Raw genomic sequence first — 20,824 nt, forward strand, 5'->3', positions numbered from 1 at the left:
ATATATGACCGCTAAAAAATAAATTTTACATATATGAAAACAACAATGTGCAATATGATAATGATGATGTGGCTATATGCCGCTGAGGATATTATTGCATAATTTTAAATTATAAAATGCCAATACAACCTCTGCTTAAAACCAGAGGTTTTTTTATGAATACTTAGTCTTGTAATGATGTCATTACGGTTTTAAAATTTGTTTTTTGTTTGTTAAGACTGCCTTTGGTTTTAATACTGAAGGTGGTCTTTTAAAAAAAAATGTATGAGTGATGTATTTAACATAATTGAAAGTAACCCACTACAAGCAATACTGGTTGGGAACGATGTCGAACTGAGCTATCAGGTTTTTGGTCGACCAATTGCTACTGCTCCAGTGGTTGTAGTCAATCATGCACTCACGGGAAATTCAAATGTATCAGGGAAAAACGGATGGTGGAAAAGTTTAATTGGTGAAAAAGAAGTCATTGATACCGAAAAATTTACGGTAATCTGTTTCAATATACCCGGAAATGGTTTTGATGGAAAGGTTGAAAATAGTATTGACAACTATAAAGAATATTCAACGACTGTTATTGCAGCTTTGTTTTGGGAAGGATTAGAAAAAATAGGTGTAAATCAGCTTTTTGCAGTTATCGGAGGAAGTTTAGGTGGAGGAATAGCTTGGGAAATGGGGTTTTTAAAACCTAAAGCGATTCAATTCATTATCCCGATTGCCACAAATTATAAAGCGACTGACTGGCTTATTGGTAATGTTTTGGTACAGGATCAGATTCTGAATAATTCGATTCGACCCATACACGACGCACGTTTGCATGCCATGTTGTTGTATAGAACGCCACATTCATTGCAGACTAAGTTCCTTGCCGAAGAAAAAGAAGGATTGTTTCAGGTCGAATCCTGGTTGTTGCACCACGGAAATAAATTGGAAGAGCGATTTTTATTGTCTTCTTATAAGTTGATGAATCATTTGTTGAAAACCATTGGTCAAAGTATCACAGAAAACGATTTACTCGCTTTTGCTGTCGAGACCAAAGCAGTAATACATCAGATTGCAATCAATAGTGATTATTTTTTTATACCCGAGGAAAATCGCAAAACCCATCAGAAATTAAAAATGCTAAATGATAAAATACAGTATTCTGAAATTGATTCTATCCATGGCCACGATGCTTTTTTAATCGAATACGAACAGCTGAATACGATTTTAAAGCCCATTTTTACAATACAAACTAACTAAACACAAAACACACAGCAAGCCGGTAAGTACCATGTTGACTTGCCGGTTATTTAAAAAAAAAACACAACAATGAAGATATTAAAATTTGGAGGGAAGTCCCTTGGGAACGGAAAAGGAATTGATCAAGTAATTTCAATTATTGCAAAAAAGTATTTTGATGGTGAAACAATTTCAGTGGTCGTTTCGGCTAGAGGAAATGCTACTGATGAACTTTTGGAACTTTTGGAAGCAGCTAAAAAAGGTTCGGATTATGAATCAAATTTGAATCTTTTTAAAACGTATCAAACGAATAATTTTTGTCCAAGTTTGTTCAAAACAGAATTCTTGAGCTTGGAAAAATTGCTTGAAGGGGTTAGCTTATTAGGTGATTATAGTGAAAAAATTAAAGATCAGGTGGTGGCTTTTGGTGAAATTCTTTCCGCGAAATATGTGACTTCGGTTTTGAACGAAAAAGGATTGAAAGCCCGATTTGTTGACGCTAGAGAATTGATTAAAACCGATGCTACTTTCGGAAACGCACAACCTATCGATTCAGTAACCCAAAAAAACATCCAAAAATCTTTTGAAAATAACGAAGGAATTTCGGTGGTAACTGGATTTATTGCTTCGACTTTACAAGGTGAAACCACAACTTTAGGTCGTAACGGAAGTAATTACACAGCGTCTTTATTGGCGAATTATCTAGATGCAGAAGAGTTTCAGAATTTTACCCATGTCGACGGAATTTATACGGCAAATCCAGATTTGGTCTCGGATGCTAAAAAAATTGAGCGATTGTCCTTTAATGAGGCAAATGAGTTGGCCAATTTTGGAGCCAATATTCTCCATGCCAAAACGATCATTCCATTAGTGGAAAAAAATATTCCGTTGCGCATTTTAAATGTATTCAATCCGGACAATGAAGGAACTCTAATAACTGCAGAGCAAACCAATGAAGGTATCAAATCGTTGTCAATTTTAGATAATGTTTCTTTAATTAATCTGGAAGGAAGAGGATTGCTAGGTAAAACTGGAGTCGATGCTCGAATTTTTAAGGTTATGGCTGATAATGCTATCAGTGTGAGTATTATTTCGCAAGGTTCCTCTGAAAGAGGTATCGGAATTGTAGTGAATACCGAGAGAGCTTCGGATGCCTTAATCGGATTAGAAAAGGAATTTGAAACCGATTTTTATACCCGTGATGTGAACAAAATTACGGTCGACGATGATATTTCGGTGATTTCTATCATTGGTCAGGATTTGAGTACGTTCCATAAACCGTATACCGCTTTAATCCGAAATAAGATTGTTCCTATTTTGTTTAACAATACAAGTACGGGAAGAAATATCAGTTTGGTGATTAAAAAGCCGGATTTAAAAAGAGCACTGAATGTGATTCATGGTGAAATCTTCGGAGTGTCTAAAAAAATCAACATTGCCATTTTTGGTCACGGGTTGGTGGGCGGAACATTAATCGACCAGATTTTGTCTTCGGCCAAAACAATCGAAGAGAAAAAAGGAATCAAATTGAATGTTTTTGCTATTGCAAATTCTACGAAAATCCTTCTGAATAAAAAAGGCGTTACTAATAACTGGAAATCAGAAATCACAACAAATGGAATTCCTTATACAATTCAGGATATTATTCAATTTGCCAATGAGAATCATTTAGAGAATTTAATCGCAGTAGATAATACGGCAAGCAAAGATTTTGTGACGAATTATGTAGAATTGATTGAGAATAGTTTTGATGTGGTTTCTTCCAATAAGGTTGCCAATACTTTGAGTTATGAATTTTATAAAAAACTTCGAAATGCCTTAGAAAAAAATCAGAAGAATTATTTATATGAAACCAATGTGGGGGCAGGTTTACCTCTTATTGATACCATAAAGTTGTTGCATTTGTCGGGTGAAAATATTACCAAAATCAAAGGGGTTTTTTCGGGTTCATTGAGTTTTATATTCAATCACTTTTCGGTAGAAGAAAAGCCATTCAGTGAAGTGTTGCAAGGTGCTATTTCAAATGGTTTTACAGAACCGGATCCACGCGAGGATTTATGTGGAAATGATGTGGCTCGAAAATTATTGATTTTGGCCAGAGAATTGGATCTGCAAAATGAATTCGATGAAATTCAGATCCAGAATTTAATTCCTGAGAAATTACAACAAATTTCAACGGAGGCTTTTTTATCCAATCTAGAAGCATTAGACGAATATTATGAAACGGTAAAATTATCTCAAAAACAAGGAAATGTATTGCGCTATGTGGGTGAGCTTTCGGGTGATTTACAACAGGACAAAGGAAATCTGGAAGTGAAATTGGTTTCGGTACCCGAGAGTTCTGCGCTCGGGCAATTGAAAGGTTCCGATTCTATTTTTGAAATTTATACCGAATCCTACGGAGAACGCCCTATTGTGATTCAAGGTGCCGGTGCCGGTGCATCGGTAACAGCACGAGGTGTCTTCGGAGATATTTTAAGAATAGTAGATAAAAATTAGATTTATAAACCAGTAAAAGTATATTTTGTAGAAAAATAAATTATTATTTTGTAAATTTAAAGTAGATTTCAGATAAATTTTCAATTTCAAAAAATTAGTGATACATTTGCCCTGTTCATAATTTTAGTGTCGTTATCACGAAAGGTGGAGGGAATAGACCCTATGAAACCTTAGCAACCCTACACTTGTAGAAGGTGCTACATTCTAACCTTGTCAATTGGATTATTTCGATATAAACAGGCAAAGATAACTAGAGTAATTCTCTCTCTCTTTTAGATAACGTATGAAATTTTGTGGCCCAAAAAAAGGCATGTGTTGCCTATTATGTTATTATATATGTCAAAAATTCAAGAAGAAATCAAAAAGCGTATTCTCGTGCTCGATGGAGCAATGGGAACCATGTTGCAACGTAATAAATTTGAAGAAGAAGACTTTCAAAGCGATCGTTTCAAAGACTTTCCGCATCCGTTAAAAGGAAACAATGACTTACTTACTTTAACCCAACCAGAAGCAGTAAAGGAGGTACACCGCTTGTATTTTCAAGCGGGTGCCGACATTGTTGAAACCAACACGTTTTCTGGAACGACTATTGGTATGGCCGATTACCACATGGAAGATTTGGTTTATGAGCTCAATTTCCAATCCGCTAAAATTGCTAGAGAAGTAGCCGACGAATTTACCGATAAGCCTCGTTTTGTTGCAGGTTCCATAGGACCTACCAATAGAACGGCATCCATGTCGCCCGATGTCAATGATCCAGGTTTTCGTGCGGTCACTTTTGATGATTTGAAAGTGGCCTATCGCGAACAAGTAGAAGCCTTAATCGATGGTGGTTGTGACTTACTTTTGGTGGAGACAATTTTTGACACCTTGAATGCCAAAGCAGCACTTTTTGCGATTGAAGAAGTAAAAGAAGAACGCCATCTGGATATTCCAGTCATGGTTTCCGGTACCATCACCGATGCTTCGGGACGAACGCTTTCCGGACAAACCGTGGAAGCTTTTTTGATTTCGATTCAGCATATTCCTTTGTTGAGTGTCGGGTTTAATTGCGCCCTAGGAGCCGATCAGTTGAAATCCTATTTAAAACGATTAGCACACAACACCCAATTAAATATTTCTGCGCATCCTAATGCTGGCTTGCCAAATGCTTTCGGGCAATACGATCAAACCCCTGAAGAAATGCAGGAATTAATTCGCGACTATCTTAAAGATGATTTAATTAACATTATCGGAGGTTGCTGCGGAACTACTCCAGAACATATTAAATTAATTGCAGAAGTAGCTGCAGAATTTAAACCACGTCAATCAGAAGTTTTGATTTAAAATACACGTGGCCAAAAACATAAAAATGTCAAGAACAAATAAAATAAAGTTACAACTCTCCGGTTTAGAGCCGCTTTTCGTTAACGAAGAATCTATTTTCGTAAACGTTGGTGAACGCACTAATGTAACGGGATCGCGTAAATTTCTTCGATTAATCAAGGAAGAGAAATATAATGAAGCGCTTTCAATAGCACGAGAGCAAGTAGAAGGAGGTGCCCAAATTATCGATGTGAATATGGATGAGGGAATGTTGGATGGCGTGTATGCTATGACAAAATTCTTAAATCTAATTGCCGCCGAACCAGACATCGCACGAGTTCCGGTGATGATCGATAGCTCCAAATGGGAAATTATTGAAGCGGGACTGAAAGTTATTCAAGGAAAAGGGGTCGTAAATTCGATTTCGTTAAAAGAAGGTGAAGCCACTTTTATTCATCATGCCAAATTAATCAAACGTTATGGTGCTGCCGTAATTGTAATGGCTTTTGATGAAAATGGTCAGGCGGATACCTATGAACGTCGTATTGAAATTTGCAAACGTTCCTATGATATTTTGGTGAATGAAGTAGGGTTTCCTGCCGAAGATATCATTTTTGATCCAAATATTTTCCCTGTTGCTACGGGAATGGATGAACATAAATTAAATGCACTTGACTTTTTTAAAGCTACTGAATGGATTCGTGAAAACTTACCTTACGCCAATATTTCAGGTGGAGTAAGCAACGTGTCGTTTTCGTTCCGTGGAAATGATAAAGTGCGCGAAGCGATGCATTCGGCATTTTTATACCATGCCATCCAACACGGAATGACGATGGGAATCGTAAATCCTGAAATGTTAGAGATTTACGATGAAATCGACCCTGTTTTGTTGGAACATGTGGAAGATGTTTTGTTAAACCGTCGTGACGATGCTACAGAGCGTTTATTAGACTTAGCCGAAAGTTTTAAAGGCGATGTCAAACTAAATGAGAAAGTAATTGCGGAGTGGCGAAATGGTTCGGTACAGGAACGTTTAACGCATTCTTTGGTAAAAGGAATTGATGAATTTATCGAAATTGACATTGAAGAAGCCCGTCAATTGGCTTCCAAACCCATCGAAGTCATCGAAATCAATTTGATGGCAGGAATGAATGTGGTTGGTGATTTGTTCGGAAGCGGAAAAATGTTCTTACCTCAAGTAGTAAAATCGGCGCGTGTGATGAAAAAAGCCGTGGCCTATTTGTTGCCCTATATCGAAGCACAAAAAGACGGAAAATCTTCTAGCGCGGGTAAAGTCTTAATGGCAACGGTAAAAGGAGACGTACACGATATTGGTAAAAATATTGTATCGGTGGTCTTGGCTTGTAATAATTTCGAAATCATTGATTTGGGAGTAATGGTGCCACCCGAAAAAATTATTGAAACGGCTGTAAAAGAAAATGTAGATATTATTGGTTTGAGTGGTTTGATTACGCCATCGCTTGATGAAATGGTGTATTTGGCCAAAGAAATGGACAAACTGAATATTAAAATACCCGTAATGATTGGTGGGGCTACGACTTCACGTGCGCATACTGCTGTGAAAATTGCTCCCGAATACCAATCAACGGTTGTGCATGTGAATGATGCATCGCGAGCGGTTACCGTGGCTTCCAATTTATTGCAAAGTGAAACTAAAGTTGCTTTTTCTGCTTCGCTTCGAGAGGAATACGACACCTTGCGTGAAGGTTATTTGAACCGAAGCCGAGAAAAGAATTTTCTTTCCATTGCACAAGCGCGACAAAATAAATTTCAAATCGATTGGAAGAATTACGAACCGGTGAAACCGAATTTCATCGGAACCAAAACTATCGAAGTAGATTTATCCGAATTGGTCGATTTTATTGACTGGACACCGTTTTTTCAATCCTGGGAATTGTATGGGAAATATCCGGCCATTTTAACCGATGAGGTGGTAGGCGAACAAGCCACAGCCTTGTTTGAAGATGCACAAAAGATGCTTTCGCAAATCATTTCTGAAAAATGGTTCACTGCTAAAGGTATTCTGGGGATTTACCCGGCCAATCAAGTGAATGATGATGATGTTTTGATCAGTGATGAAAACGGAAAGGAATTGGTTACGTTTTTAACCTTACGCCAGCAATCGCAAAAAACGGCAGGGGCACCAAATATTGCGCTATCCGATTTTATAGCGCCAATAGAAGAAATTCAGGATTATATGGGTTGTTTTTGTGTCACTACCGGTTTCGGAGTGGATGAAAAAGCTACCGAATTCGAACAACAATTGGATGATTATAATTCAATTTTAGTCAAAGCTTTGGGTGATCGTCTGGCAGAAGCATTCGCTGAATTTTTACACTTAAAAGTTCGTAAAGAAATTTGGGGTTATGCTTCCGATGAAAATCTAAGCAACGAAGAATTGATTAAAGAAAATTATAATGGCATACGTCCTGCGCCAGGTTATCCGGCTTGTCCTGATCACTTAGAAAAACCAACCATTTGGGAATTATTAAAAGTAGAAGAAAAAATAGGAGTGAAACTAACCGAAAGTATGGCGATGTGGCCGGCATCATCGGTTTCAGGGTACTATTTTGCCAATCCGCAAAGTAAGTATTTCGGACTAGGGAAAATCAAAGAAGATCAAGTAGAAAATTACGCCAAAAGAAGAAATATAAGTATAGCAGAAGCCACAAAATGGCTTGCTCCAAATATCGCAGATTAAAATGAAAGTAACGCAACATATCGAAAACGCCAACGGGAAGCCTTTGTTTTCCTTCGAAATTTTACCGCCTTTAAAAGGACAAAATATCCAATCGATTTATGACGGAATTGATCCATTAATGGAATTCAAGCCCCCATTTATTGATGTTACGTACCACCGTGAAGAATACGAATTCAAAGAATTGGAAAACGGATTGTTGCAAAAGAAAATTGTAAAAAAACGCCCAGGAACGGTGGGGATTTGTGCCGGAATTCAAAATAAGTACGATGTAGATGCCATACCACATATTTTATGCGGGGGGTTTACCAAAGAAGATACCGAGAATTTATTAATCGATTTGGATTTCTTAGGCATTGACAATGTGGTAGCACTTCGTGGCGATGCGGTGAAAAGCGAAATTTATTTCAAACCGGATAAAGACGGACATGCCTATGCTTCCGAATTGGTTTCTCAAATCAGTAATTTAAATAACGGAATTTACCTTGATGCCGATTTGCAAAATACCAATCAAACCAATTTTTGCATTGGGGTAGCGGGTTATCCTGAAAAACACATGGAAGCGCCAAGTGTAGATAGCGACATTCATTTCTTAAAGCAAAAAATTAAAAATGGCGCCGAGTACATCATCACGCAAATGTTTTTTGACAACCAACGTTTCTTTGATTATGTGGCCAAATGCCGTGCAGCGGGAATTACGGTGCCCATTATTCCAGGTCTAAAACCGATTGCCACCAAAAAACAATTGAACTTGATTCCGCACCGATTCAAAGTCGATTTACCAGACGATTTGATCATGGCTGTAGTCAAAGCCAAAGACAACGAAGCCGTCAAACAAATTGGAATCGAGTGGTGTATTGCACAAAGTAAAGAATTGGTAAAAGCCGGCATTCCGGTATTGCATTACTACTCGATGGGCAAAGCCGAAAATATTAAAGCGATTGCGAAGGAGGTGTTTTAGGATTGAAGATTTGTAATTTGTTAAGAGTTAATCAAAAGATAAAATAATTAAAAGCTGAGTAATCTTTTAAAGCTGTTGTCAAATGCTTTACATCTACACTTTAATTGTTGTAGCTCCAGTTATTAGATCGTGGATTGCTCTTTTTCTTGGATTTTTAAATATAGTTACATAGGAAATCCAACCGAAAAATAATTTAGAGATAAATCGGATCACAGATCTTAGTATATTTAGTTTTTTGGAATCATTAGAGCTTCTTCTAATTCTTATATTCATTATATGATTACCTATTGTTGTTCCAAAAGTTATGCAAATAGGTTCGTAAATTACAAGAGAAGAAAACAATAAAGTTCTAATCCAAGTTGGAACATTTTCAAAGTTGCTTAATAGTTCAGCAATTATGAAAGCTAAAGTAATAAGAATTAAGGTGTCAATAGTAGATGACTTTGTTCTATCAAGAAGAGTTGCAGTCTGTTTACTCATTTAATTCTTAAGTTATATTCTTTTCGTGTTCGTAACTCTCTGATATATAAATTTCTACTTCGTCTTCTCTCTAAAAACACTTTCCAAATTTTTACTTTTCAAGGAAAGTTGTAACGTTTTCATTCCATTGGTTTGGGCAAAATCAAACACGACAGAACGCATATCTTGGTCAGTTTCAAAAACCAATTCCCAAGTGTCACCGTTTGACGTATATGATTTTAGGTTTGGTAATTGAGAAAGTAAATCGGCGTCTAGGGATTTGTCAAATTCAACTTCCAGGATTTGTTCGGTAATTTCTTGAACTAAGTTTTCAATTTGGTTGTCGGCTACAATTTTTCCTTTGTTGATGATAATTACACGATCACAAATCGCTTCTACTTCTTGCATAATATGTGTCGATAAAAAAACAGTCTTGTCTTTGCCAATGTTTTTAATCAAATCACGAATTTCCACTAACTGATTCGGGTCTAAACCAGTGGTTGGTTCGTCTAAAATCAACACATCCGGATTGTGTAATAAAGCAGTGGCCAATCCCACACGTTGGCGGTACCCTTTCGATAATTGTCCAATTTTTTTATGGCTTTCGGGAGTTAATCCGGTTAAAGTAATCACTTCTTCAATTCTGGATTGGGCAACTTTATACACATCTGCATTAAAAGTTAAATATTCACGCACATACAAATCCAAGTACAACGGATTGTGTTCGGGTAAATACCCCACCGATTTTTGTACATTCAAAGTATTGGTGGTAACATCAAATTCGTTGACACGAGCAGTTCCCTCATCAGCATTGATATAGGTGGTTAAAATTTTCATCAAAGTTGATTTTCCAGCGCCATTCGGACCTAGAAAACCTACGATTTCACCTTTATTGACTTTAAAAGAAACCGTATCCAACGCTTTTTGAGCACCGTAACTTTTAGATATATTGCTAACTTCAATTGACATAATTCTCGATTTGAAGCAAAAATAACAAATAACCCGAATCGTAAAGCTATAATTTTACGTTAAATAAATATTTTATTGTTTAAACATAATGTAAATTTGTTAAACAAAATAAATAGTATGGCAACGCAACGTAAAAAGAAAGAAACGACACAAGAAATTATTGTGTCTTGGTACACTGATTATTGTCTTTCACATGGTAAAAAGCCAAATTCAGTCTATGAATTTAGCAAGCAAAACGGATTTGAAGAGGCGCATTTTTACAAGCATTTTGCATCTTTCGAAGAATTGGAATCCGATTATTTTTCAAAAATGTTCTACTACACAGTAGACCTTATAAAAGAGAACAAAGAATATGCTCAGTACGACAGCACTCAAAAGCTAATCAGTTTTTATTTTACTTTTTTTGAAATGGCTACGGCCAACAGAAGTTTTGTCAAGTTTTTATTGGAAGAAGGGAAGTTACCTGTTAAAAATATTACGAAGTTAAAAACGCTTCGTTTGGATTTTTTAATGTTTATAAAAACTATTTTGGAAGCGCCACTAAAGGTAGAAAATGAAAAAATTACTAATATTCAAAACAAATTGGTTCATGAAGGGGCTTGGCTTCAGTTTGCATCAATTATTAGTTTTTGGATGCGTGATACTTCTCCCTCTTTCGAGAAAACAGATATTTACATTGAAAAATCAGTAAAGGCTAGTTTTGATATGGTGTATAATGTGCCTATTGAAAGCATAGTGGATTTTGCAAAATTTATTTGGAAAGAAAAAATAGGTTCCGGATTTACCTACAAAAATTAAAATGAAAAAAATAGACAGTATTCCTACCAGTAAAATGGATCGTGTGGCGAAATTAGTAACCACGGGGGTCAAAGTAGGAGGTAATTACCTCAAATATTATGGCGAAAAAGTGGTGAATCCGGGTTTGACAAAGGACAAATTACACGAAGAAAACGCTACTGATATTTATGACGGACTAAAAGAATTGAAAGGGAGCGCCTTGAAAGTAGCGCAAATGTTAAGCATGGAAAAAAATCTTTTGCCGCAATCGTATGTGGAGAAGTTTTCGTTGTCGCAATTTTCCGTACCACCATTGTCGGCACCTTTAGTGCGCAAAACGTTTAAAAATTATTTTAACGAATATCCGGAAGATTTGTTTGATGAATTCTCCCCTAATTCTATCAATGCCGCCAGTATTGGTCAGGTGCACAAAGCGAAAAAAGGAGGGAAAAATTTAGCTGTTAAAATCCAATATCCAGGTATTCGAGAAAGCATTAGTTCGGATATTGCGATGGTGAAACCTATTGCGATTCGAATGTTTAATTTGCAAGGTACTTCCGATGAATATTTTCAAGAAGTGGAAAATAAATTAACCGAAGAAACCGATTACAAATTGGAACTGGCACAAAGCGAGAGTATTCGCATAGATTGTGAACCTATTGAAAAATTGCTTTTCCCAAAATACTATCCGCAGTGGTCTTCCGATAATATCATTACTATGGATTGGATGGAGGGTATTCATCTCTCAGAGTATTGTGCGACCGAAACCAATCAAAAGAAGCGGAATATAGTAGGGCAAACCCTGTGGAATTTTTATATGTTTCAAATCCATCAATTGAAAAAGTTTCATGCCGATCCTCATCCAGGTAATTTCTTGGTAGATGCAGAAGACAATCTGATTGCGATTGATTTTGGCTGCATGAAAGAAATTCCAGAATCGTTTTATACGCCTTATTTTGAGATTTCTGCTCCAGAAACGTTACAGAATGTAAATCTTTTTAATGCCAAATTATACGAATTAGAAATCTTAAAAGAATCTGACACACCACAAGAAATTGCCTATTTTACCAATTTATTTCACGAGCTATTGTCGGTATTTACCAAGCCAATTCACCAAGCCAATTTTGATTTCTCTGACCAATCTTTTTCAAATGAAATAGCTCAATTAAGCGAAAAATTTTCCAACGACAAAACCTTGCGAAAAATGAACGGAAACAGAGGTTCCAAACATTTTATTTACGTAAATAGAACTTTTTTCGGATTGTATAGTTTACTCTTCGATTTGAAGGCAAAAATCAGCATCAACGACTTTCAAAAGTACTTAAAGTAAGCTTTAACGTTGGAGCAGCGCTTGTTCGTTTTCAATTGGGTTGAAGTGATTAAAGTTGATTTTCTGACAGTGTTGAAAATAAAACAAAAAATATTACTAGGAAAGAAATCGTTTTATGATTTACGATGATAAATAAAAATTCTCTACATTTGTAAATATGTTAAAAAGAAAAGAAAATATGGTGGCAACTTGGTGGAATACATTTCCTCAGGGATAACTATGTTTATATGATATAAATTAGTTAATCCCGAGTATTCGGGATTTTTTTATTTTTATAGGTTATGAAGATTACAAAAGAAAATAAAGCGTGGTTGGCCAATTTTAAATTAAATCATCCGCTAGTCATTGCTGGGCCCTGTAGCGCCGAAACAGAAGAACAAGTCTTAGCCATTGCACATCAATTGAAAAATAGCGATGTCAGTATTTTTCGTGCCGGTATTTGGAAGCCCAGAACGCGTCCAGGCGGTTTTGAAGGGGTAGGTGAAATTGGACTGAAATGGTTGCAAAAAGCAAAAGCCGAAACCGGATTATTAATGGCGACTGAAGTGGCTAATGCTGCCCATGTGAAATTAGCCATCGAGCATGATATTGATGTGTTATGGATTGGCGCTCGAACCACGGTAAATCCGTTTGCAGTACAAGAAATTGCCGATGCTTTACAAAATACCGATAAAATTGTTTTGGTCAAAAACCCAGTGAATCCCGATTTGTCCCTTTGGATTGGTGGTGTAGAACGTTTGTATCAAGCCGGAATTAAAAAGTTAGGGGTGATTCATCGTGGATTTTCTACTTATGAAAAAACGAAATACCGTAACAATCCCGAATGGCAAATTGCCATCGATTTGCAAAATAAATTTCCAGATCTAGCACTTATTTGTGATCCATCACATATTACAGGAAAACGTTCTATGATACAGGAAGTGTCACAACAAGCACTCGATTTGAATTATGACGGATTAATCATCGAAACGCATATCGATCCTGATAATGCATGGAGTGATGCTGCACAACAAGTCACACCCGATGCGCTAAAGCAATTGTTTGTCGATTTAAAAATGCGTAAGGAAACGGATGAAAATGCCGAATGGAATAAAGCCTTAGCTACCCAACGTGCATATATCGACGAATTAGACAATCGATTGATCGATTTGTTTGGAAAACGTATGCGAATTTCTGAAAAAATCGGAAAACTGAAGAAAGAGAAAAATGTGGCCATCCTACAAAACAAACGTTGGAACGAGATTTTAGGGAAAATGATTTTGGATGGAGAGGAGAAAGGACTTTCGGAAGAATTTATCTTAAAAATTTTCAAAGCCATTCACCAAGAGAGTATTATTCATCAAGAAAAAGTGGTAAATACTAAATAAGTTTTACTTTTGTGGTATGATTGGACTTGTTTATAAATCAACCGGAAGTTGGTACACCGTTAAGAAGGAGGATGGCAATTTTGTCGAATGCCGTATTAAAGGGAAATTTCGTATCAAAGGAATTAAAAGCACCAATCCTATTGCGGTAGGAGATGTGGTTGATTACGAATTAGACGAATCTTCCGATGTGATTACAGGTGTGATTACCAATATTCATGACCGAAAAAATTATATTGTTCGAAAATCGGTGAATTTGTCGCATCAAATGCACATTATTGCATCGAATGTCGACTATGTTTTTTTGCTAATCACAATCAATAATCCGTCCACAACCACCAGTTTTATCGATCGGTTTTTGGTAACTGCAGAAGCTTACGGAATTGAAACCATATTGGTTTTTAATAAAATTGATACGTTTGATGATGCCATGCTCGACGAACAGTTGTATTTGCAATACATTTATGAACAAATTGGATATAAATGTTTGCGTGTTTCTTCCACTGAAGCCAAAGGAGTCGACAAGCTCAAAGAAATGATGGTGGGCAAAGTGAGTATGTTTTCAGGACATTCTGGAGTAGGAAAATCAACTTTAGTCAATGCATTGGAACCTAGTTTGCAACTCAAAACCAAGCACATCTCCGAGCAAAGCAAACAAGGACAACACACCACAACTTTTGCCGAAATGTACGATTTGTCATTTGGTGCTCAAATTATCGATACGCCTGGAATTAAAGGTTTCGGAGTGGTCGATATGGAAAAAGAAGAAATCAGTGGTTACTTCCCCGAATTTTTCAAATTAAAAGACCAATGCAAATTCAACAATTGTCTGCACAAAGACGAACCGAAATGTGCGGTGAAAGAAGCCTTAGAAAAAGACGAGATTTCATGGTCGCGCTACAATAGTTATCTTAAAATTTTAGAAGGAGACGATGAAACTTACCGTACCGATATTTATAATGCCGATCGTATAGCCAGTGATGAAACCCGCAACAAACAATAATTAATGAAAGCGGTTATTCAAAGAGTTTCTGAAGCTTCCGTTACTATTGATGGATTGAAAGTGGCTTCCATTGCAACAGGATTAGTAGTCTTAATCGGAATGGAAGAAGCAGACAATCAGGAGGATATCAATTGGTTGACTTCCAAAATAGCCAATCTTCGCATTTTTGGTGATGAAAACGGAGTGATGAATTTGTCTGTAAAAGAAGTAGAGGGCGAACTAATTGTAGTGAGTCAATTTACGCTTCACGCCCAAACCAAAAAAGGGAATCGCCCCAGTTATATCAAAGCAGCAAGGCCCGAAATTGCCATTCCGTTGTACGAATCGTTTGTCAAACAGATGGAAGTTGAAATCGGTAAAAAAGTACAAACCGGTCAATTTGGCGCCGATATGAAAGTGGCTTTAGTCAACGATGGCCCAGTAACCATCATTATAGATACCAAAAATAAAGAGTAATAAATCAAGTATGGATTATAAAAAATTTCTGTTAGAGTTTATTTTCAATGGATTGATTGCGACTTCTTTGTCCTACTTTTTTATTTACCAAGACTGGAGTAAATCCTTTGTTTTTGGGTGGGGATTCGGATTGTTAATGGCTGTTTTTTATACGTTTATCTTGCCAAGATTTAAAAAGAAATAATTGTAAATGAAAATAAATTATTGCTTCCTTTTTATATTTTTTTCTGTCAATGTTTTGCTATCACAAAGCATAGATTTTTCTGTCAATGACATTCCTAATGAATTAAATGAAAATGCGAACAGTGTTATTAGAGATCAAAGAATCACAGTAGAAATAAAATCTATTTCCAATATGATTATAAAATCAAAAAAAGTAACGACTGTTCTAAATGAAAAAGGATATCAGAATATTGATGCTTTCGAATATTATGACAAATCATCAAATGTTACTTCTATTGAAGCTACTATTTTTAATTCTTACGGAAATGAAATAAAAAAGTTAAAACGAAAAGATTTTTTTGACCAAAGTATTGTTGATGGTTCAAGCGAGGTTTCAGATACTAGAGTGATGTCACTTGTGTATACTCCAACTGAGTACCCATTTACTATTGTTTATGAAAGTGAAATCCAAACGAATAATACCGCTTTTATACCCAAATTATTTCCTGTAAATGACTTTTATGAAAGTGTTCAAAAATCAACTTTTAGAATAGATTATCCGTCTAAATTAGGATTCAAATACAAAGAAATTAATCTAGAAAATTGCAAATTTATCAAAAAGCAATTGGATGAATCTTTACAGTATGAGTTCGAAAATTTGATTGCCGTTAAGAAAGAGGAGTTGTCTGACTATAATTTTCCACGGGTTTTATTTGGGTTGAATCAGTTTATGCTCGAAGGAGTGGAAGGAAATGCTTCCAATTGGAAAAATTTTGGTTTGTGGGTAAATGAAAAACTATTAAAAGACACTCAAGAACTCTCTCAAGAAACAAAAAATAAAATTATTGAGCTAACAAAAAACGAATCAGATGTACTTAAAAAAGCCAGGATAATTTATCAATACGTACAAAATAAGACCCGTTATATTAGCATTCAATTAGGAATTGGAGGTTGGAAACCAATGTTGGCTAAAAATGTTGATAGACTGGGTTATGGCGATTGTAAAGCGTTGAGTAATTATACAAAAGCATTGTTAGATGTTGTAGGAATAAAGTCGTATTATGCGATAATTTATGGAGGCGTTGAGAGAGAAGATATTCAAGAAGATATTGTGTCAATGCAAGGGAATCATGCTGTTTTAGCAATTCCAAATAATGAAAAATTGTATTTTCTGGAATGTACTAGTCAAACCAAACCTTTTGGATTTGAAGGCGATTTTACCGACAATAGGGTTGCGTTGCTAATTACACCTGAAGGAGGGGAATTGGTTAGAACAAAGAAGTATATTGATCAAGATAATGCTCAAATTTCAAATGCAAAAATAGTTGTTGATTCGGCAAATAAGATAAGTATTGTTGCAGAAATTAAATCTACTGGGATTCAATATGATAGAGTAGTAGAATTTGAAAAATTTCCAACGGAAAAAGCAAAAGAATTGTATAAGTATAGATTTTCAAATGTTAAGCAATTGTCTGTTGAAAGTATTAAATTTAACAATGACAAAACCAATGTTCAATTTATTGAAAATGTAGTATTGAGTGTATACAATTATATCGAAAATTTTGGAAATGAAAAGTTGTTTGCACTTAATATGTTGAATCAGAATAACGAAATTCCACAGCGATATAGAAATAGAAAGAATGATTTTGAAATTGATAATGGATTTTACGATCTTGATAATGTTGAAATCGAATTGCCTAAAACCTATAAAATAGTTTCCCAGCCAGAAAATATTAAAATTGACTCTAAGTTTGGAACCTATAATGTTGAAATTTCTGTTTTGAGTTCGAATAGAATGCTTTACAAAAGAGAATTATTAATTAAAAAAGGGAATTATTTGGCTTCAGAATATGAAGACTATAGAAAATTCAGGGAACTGGTAGCTAAAAACGATAATTTAAAAACGATAATTCAAGAATAATATGAGAAACTTTATAGGCTTATTAATGGCACTCCTATGTGTTCAAACATATGGTCAAAAACAAGAGTTAGGAAACGTAACAATCGAGGAGTTAAAAGAAAGAAGAAATCCTAATGATACTAGTGCAGTTGCTACTGTTTTGTTTGAAAAAGGAAGAACTTTTTTTGAATACAAACAAGACAATGGTTTTTTTGTTATGACGGAAGTTGAAGTTAAATTAAAAATATATAAAAAAGAGGGTTATGATTATGCAAATAAGATAATTTCGTACTACACTGGTGGTAATAGTGACGAAAGTGTTGACTTTTCAAAGGCAATTACATACAACTTAGTGAACGGAAATGTTGAGAAAACAAAACTCAAATCAGATGGAGAATTTAATCAACAAAAAAATAAATATTGGGCAGAAAGAAAGATATCAATGCCTAATGTTAAGGAAGGTTCTATAATTGAATACAAATACACAATTAAATCTCCATACTCGTCTTCTTTGCCCGAATGGAAATTTCAAAGACAAATTCCTGTGAATTATTCTGAATACAATACCGATATACCAGAATTTTATACTTACAATGTTTATAGGAAGGGAACATTTAAAATAAATGAGACTAAAAGCCAAAAAAATAAATCCATAACGCTTACCGAAAAAATAATTTCAAGAGGACAAAATGGGAAGGCTTATGAAACCATTACCACAAACATTAATTATATAGATGCTTCAGTCAACTATAGTGCGACAAATGTTCCGGCTTTAAAAGATGAAGAGTATGTCAATAATATCGACAATTATACTTCTGCTATTCAACATGAACTCGCAAGTACTCAATTTAGAAATCAGGAAGTTGAATATTTTTCAACAACTTGGGATGCCGTCGTAAAAAATATTTATGAGAATAGTGATTTTGGAGCTCAATTAAATAAAACAGGTTATTTTGAAAAGGATATAGACGCCCTTGTATCAGCTAGTAGTACTAAAAATGAAAAAATTAATGCCATTTTTAATTTTGTAAAATCAAAAATGAAATGGAATAATTTCAGAGGTTATATTTGTGATGAAGGAGTAAAGGAAGCCTACAAAACTAAAGTTGGTGGAGTAGCAGAGATCAATTTGATGTTAACCGCAATGTTGCGATATGCAGGTATAGAAGCAAATCCTGTTTTGTTAAGTACAAGAGACAATGGAATTGCATTTTTTCCGAATAGGAAAGCCTATAATTATGTGATTTCAGGAGTAGAAGACGGAGAAGAGGTCATATTGTTAGACGCCACAAATCCATATTCAGAGCCTAATATTTTGCCTATTAATGACCTGAACTGGTTTGGTAGAATGATTAGGAGAAATGGAACTTCAGCAGAAATTAATTTAAACTCTAAAATGATTTCAAAAGAAATTGTAAGAGCCTTAGTTTCATTAAAAGCCAATGGTGAAATAACAGGAAAAATTAATGAGCAGTATACCGATTATAATGGATTTGTTTTTAGAAATAAATACAATGCCCTTTCTGAAGATGCATATCTTGAGAAATTGGAAAAAAGATACAACGGGATACAAATTTCTGAATATACTATTCAAAACAAACAAAATTATAGCAGTCCAATTATTGAAACCTATTCTTTTGTAAATTCCAACGCTGTTGAAATAATTGGAGGGAAAATATATTTTTCACCTTTGTTCTTTTTAACGACCTACGATAACCCCTTCAAACAAGATATTAGAGAATATCCAATCGATTTTACTTACCCAAATCAGGAAAAATATTTGTTTGTCATCGAAATTCCTGAAGGATATGAAGTGGAATCATTACCCAAGCCAATTAATTTAGCTTTTAGTGATAATTCAATGACTTTCAAATTCAATATTTTGAATGAAGGACGAAAAATTAATGTATCGTCTCTTTTTGAAATAAATACAAGTATTTATTCTCCTGATAACTACGAAGAATTAAAAGCATTTTACACCGAAATGATTAAAAAACAAACCGAAAAAATAGTGCTAAAAAAAGTATAGTATGAACTTGAAACATTCCCAACTCGAAGTAGACAATTGGATTAAAAATCATGGGGTTCGTTATTTTAACGAATTGACCAATATGGCGCAACTTACCGAAGAAGTAGGTGAAGTGGCTCGTATTATTGCGCGCCGTTACGGGGAACAATCGGAAAAAGAAAGCGATAAAAACAAAGACTTAGGAGAAGAATTAGCCGATGTAGTTTTTGTGGTGTTGTGCTTGGCCAATCAAACGGGAATCGATTTGCAGGCTGCCTTTGATAAAAAAATGGATTTGAAAACCAATCGCGATCACGATAGACATCACAACAATGAAAAATTAAAGTAGTGAATCTGTTACTTCAAAAAATATCCATCAGCAGCCCTCCATCAGTAATTAAAATCGCTGGTTCCAAATCAGAAACCAATCGGTTGTTGTTGCTTCAAGCATTATATCCAGAATTGAAAATTGAAAACATTTCTAATTCCGATGATTCTGAAGTAATGCAAAAAGCATTGCAATCCAATAAAAAAGAATGTCACACTGATCTTGTCGATGTGCATCACGCAGGAACCGCGATGCGTTTTCTTGCCGCCTTTTTTGCGATACAAGAAGGGAAAGAAGTTATTTTGACCGGTTCTTCTCGTATGAAAGAACGTCCCATCCAAATTTTAGTAGATGCGCTTCGTCAATTAGGAGCCAATATAGAGTATGTGGAAAATGAAGGTTTTCCACCGTTGAGAATCAGCGGAAAAAAAATTACCCACAATAATGTTTCCCTTGCGGCTAATGTGAGCAGCCAGTACATTTCGGCCTTATTGTTAATGGCTCCGAAACTCGAAAATGGACTAGAATTAACTCTTGAAGGTGAAATTACATCCGTTCCTTATATTAAAATGACGTTGGCTTTGTTACATGAAATCGGAGTAAAAACGTCTTTTAAAAACAATATAATTTCAGTTTCACCACAACTTATAACTTATAACTCACAACTGATAACTGTTGAATCCGATTGGTCATCTGCATCCTATTGGTATTCAATCATAGCTTTATCAGCCATCGGAACTAAAATTACTTTATCGAGTTACAAAGAAAATAGCCTTCAAGGCGATGCTGCTTTAGTGGAAATGTATAAAAATTTTGGAGTGGAGACAGCTTTCAATGGCAATGAATCTATTTCAATTTCAAAAAAAAATAATAATCATCCATCATCCATCATCCAACAACTAAACGATTCTCCCGATTTAGCCCAAACCATTGCTGTGACTTGTTTCGGTTTAGGAATGGGATGTCAACTTTCAGGACTACAGACATTGAAAATTAAAGAAACGGATCGATTACAAGCCCTTAAAAACGAATTGGAAAAATTAGGAGCAACTGTTATGATTACTGACGATTCTTTACAATTAGAACCCTCCTCGTTTATTCGTGAAAATGTGACAATCGAAACCTACCAAGATCATCGTATGGCGATGGCTTTCGCACCATTAGCATTAAAAACGAATATCATTATTGAAGAGGCTGAGGTAGTTTCGAAGTCCTATCCCAATTTTTGGACCGATTTAAAAGCAATGGGCTTCCATATTTCAGAAATATAAGAATTCATAACCTTAGTGTCCTTGCGCCTTAGCGCCTCTTTTTAAAAATAAAGTCCAAAACACTTGACAACGCCTATCTCACGATAGTATATTTG

At 35.3% G+C, this 20,824-nt stretch carries 16 protein-coding genes and 1 riboswitch; of the genes, 14 read left to right on the forward strand and 2 right to left on the reverse strand.

Features of this window, described 5'->3' with window-relative positions; all coding sequences use genetic code 11:
- Nucleotides 1-264 precede the first annotated feature (264 nt).
- The 5 genes from EQG63_RS05245 to metF all read left to right on the forward strand — a co-directional run bounded on the left by EQG63_RS05245 (nt 265) and on the right by metF (nt 8,702).
- Nucleotides 265-1,239 (forward strand): alpha/beta fold hydrolase, encoded by a 975-nt coding sequence (locus tag EQG63_RS05245; RefSeq protein WP_129435140.1) that lies wholly within the window; start codon nt 265-267, stop codon nt 1,237-1,239.
- A 69-nt stretch (nt 1,240-1,308) separates the two neighbouring features.
- Nucleotides 1,309-3,717, forward strand: a complete 2,409-nt coding sequence (gene thrA / locus EQG63_RS05250; protein ID WP_129435142.1) for a bifunctional aspartate kinase/homoserine dehydrogenase I — start codon at nt 1,309-1,311, stop codon at nt 3,715-3,717.
- A gap of 129 nt (nt 3,718-3,846) precedes the next feature.
- Nucleotides 3,847-3,970: riboswitch (SAM riboswitch) on the forward strand.
- Between the two features lie 83 nt (nt 3,971-4,053).
- Nucleotides 4,054-5,043, forward strand: a complete 990-nt coding sequence (locus EQG63_RS05255; protein WP_129435144.1) for a homocysteine S-methyltransferase family protein — start codon at nt 4,054-4,056, stop codon at nt 5,041-5,043.
- 25 nt (nt 5,044-5,068) lie between these two features.
- Entirely contained in the window at nt 5,069-7,744 is a 2,676-nt protein-coding gene (metH, locus tag EQG63_RS05260; RefSeq protein ID WP_129435146.1) for a methionine synthase, read from the forward strand.
- 1 nt (nt 7,745) lies between these two features.
- The gene (gene metF, locus EQG63_RS05265; RefSeq protein ID WP_129435148.1) at nt 7,746-8,702 is read left to right on the forward strand and encodes a methylenetetrahydrofolate reductase [NAD(P)H]; all 957 of its coding nucleotides are present in this window, start codon (nt 7,746-7,748) and stop codon (nt 8,700-8,702) included.
- Between the two features lie 93 nt (nt 8,703-8,795).
- Here the strand turns inward: metF and EQG63_RS12420 are convergent, their stop codons facing one another.
- Nucleotides 8,796-9,182 carry an RDD family protein gene (locus EQG63_RS12420; RefSeq protein WP_129435150.1) on the reverse strand — a complete coding sequence of 129 codons (387 nt, stop codon included), beginning with the start codon at nt 9,180-9,182 and terminating at the stop codon, nt 8,796-8,798.
- A 54-nt stretch (nt 9,183-9,236) separates the two neighbouring features.
- Nucleotides 9,237-10,130, reverse strand: a complete 894-nt coding sequence (gene gldA, locus EQG63_RS05275; protein ID WP_129435152.1) for a gliding motility-associated ABC transporter ATP-binding subunit GldA — start codon at nt 10,128-10,130, stop codon at nt 9,237-9,239.
- A gap of 117 nt (nt 10,131-10,247) precedes the next feature.
- On the opposite strand from gldA, the gene EQG63_RS05280 reads away from it, so the two are divergent.
- The 9 genes from EQG63_RS05280 (at nt 10,248) to aroA (ending at nt 20,729) form a co-directional block, all read left to right on the forward strand.
- On the forward strand, nt 10,248-10,928 hold the full coding sequence (locus tag EQG63_RS05280) for a TetR family transcriptional regulator C-terminal domain-containing protein (protein WP_129435154.1): 681 nt from the start codon (nt 10,248-10,250) through the stop codon (nt 10,926-10,928).
- Nucleotide 10,929: 1 nt separating this feature from the next.
- Complete coding sequence (locus EQG63_RS05285) at nt 10,930-12,237, forward strand: ABC1 kinase family protein (RefSeq protein ID WP_129435156.1); 1,308 nt, start codon at nt 10,930-10,932, stop codon at nt 12,235-12,237.
- Between the two features lie 281 nt (nt 12,238-12,518).
- Nucleotides 12,519-13,604, forward strand: coding sequence for a bifunctional 3-deoxy-7-phosphoheptulonate synthase/chorismate mutase type II (locus tag EQG63_RS05290; RefSeq protein ID WP_129435158.1), 1,086 nt, complete (start codon nt 12,519-12,521; stop codon nt 13,602-13,604).
- A 16-nt stretch (nt 13,605-13,620) separates the two neighbouring features.
- Nucleotides 13,621-14,604, forward strand: a complete 984-nt coding sequence (rsgA, locus tag EQG63_RS05295; protein WP_129435160.1) for a ribosome small subunit-dependent GTPase A — start codon at nt 13,621-13,623, stop codon at nt 14,602-14,604.
- Nucleotides 14,605-14,607: 3 nt separating this feature from the next.
- Complete coding sequence (gene dtd / locus EQG63_RS05300) at nt 14,608-15,060, forward strand: D-aminoacyl-tRNA deacylase (RefSeq protein WP_129435162.1); 453 nt, start codon at nt 14,608-14,610, stop codon at nt 15,058-15,060.
- Nucleotides 15,061-15,250: 190 nt separating this feature from the next.
- Nucleotides 15,251-17,143: a DUF3857 domain-containing protein gene (locus EQG63_RS05305; protein WP_129435164.1), complete on the forward strand. Its 1,893-nt coding sequence runs from the start codon at nt 15,251-15,253 to the stop codon at nt 17,141-17,143.
- Nucleotide 17,144: 1 nt separating this feature from the next.
- Nucleotides 17,145-19,151 carry a DUF3857 domain-containing protein gene (locus EQG63_RS05310; RefSeq protein ID WP_129435166.1) on the forward strand — a complete coding sequence of 669 codons (2,007 nt, stop codon included), beginning with the start codon at nt 17,145-17,147 and terminating at the stop codon, nt 19,149-19,151.
- Between the two features lies 1 nt (nt 19,152).
- On the forward strand, nt 19,153-19,479 hold the full coding sequence (locus EQG63_RS05315) for a nucleotide pyrophosphohydrolase (protein WP_129435168.1): 327 nt from the start codon (nt 19,153-19,155) through the stop codon (nt 19,477-19,479).
- Nucleotides 19,479-20,729 carry a 3-phosphoshikimate 1-carboxyvinyltransferase gene (gene aroA / locus EQG63_RS05320; protein WP_129435170.1) on the forward strand — a complete coding sequence of 417 codons (1,251 nt, stop codon included), beginning with the start codon at nt 19,479-19,481 and terminating at the stop codon, nt 20,727-20,729. The genes EQG63_RS05315 and aroA overlap by 1 nt, the downstream gene beginning before the upstream one ends.
- The last annotated feature ends 95 nt before the right edge of the window (nt 20,730-20,824 follow it).

Origin of the sequence: Flavobacterium amnicola, from assembly GCF_004122165.1 — a bacterium.
GTDB lineage: Bacteria > Bacteroidota > Bacteroidia > Flavobacteriales > Flavobacteriaceae > Flavobacterium > Flavobacterium amnicola.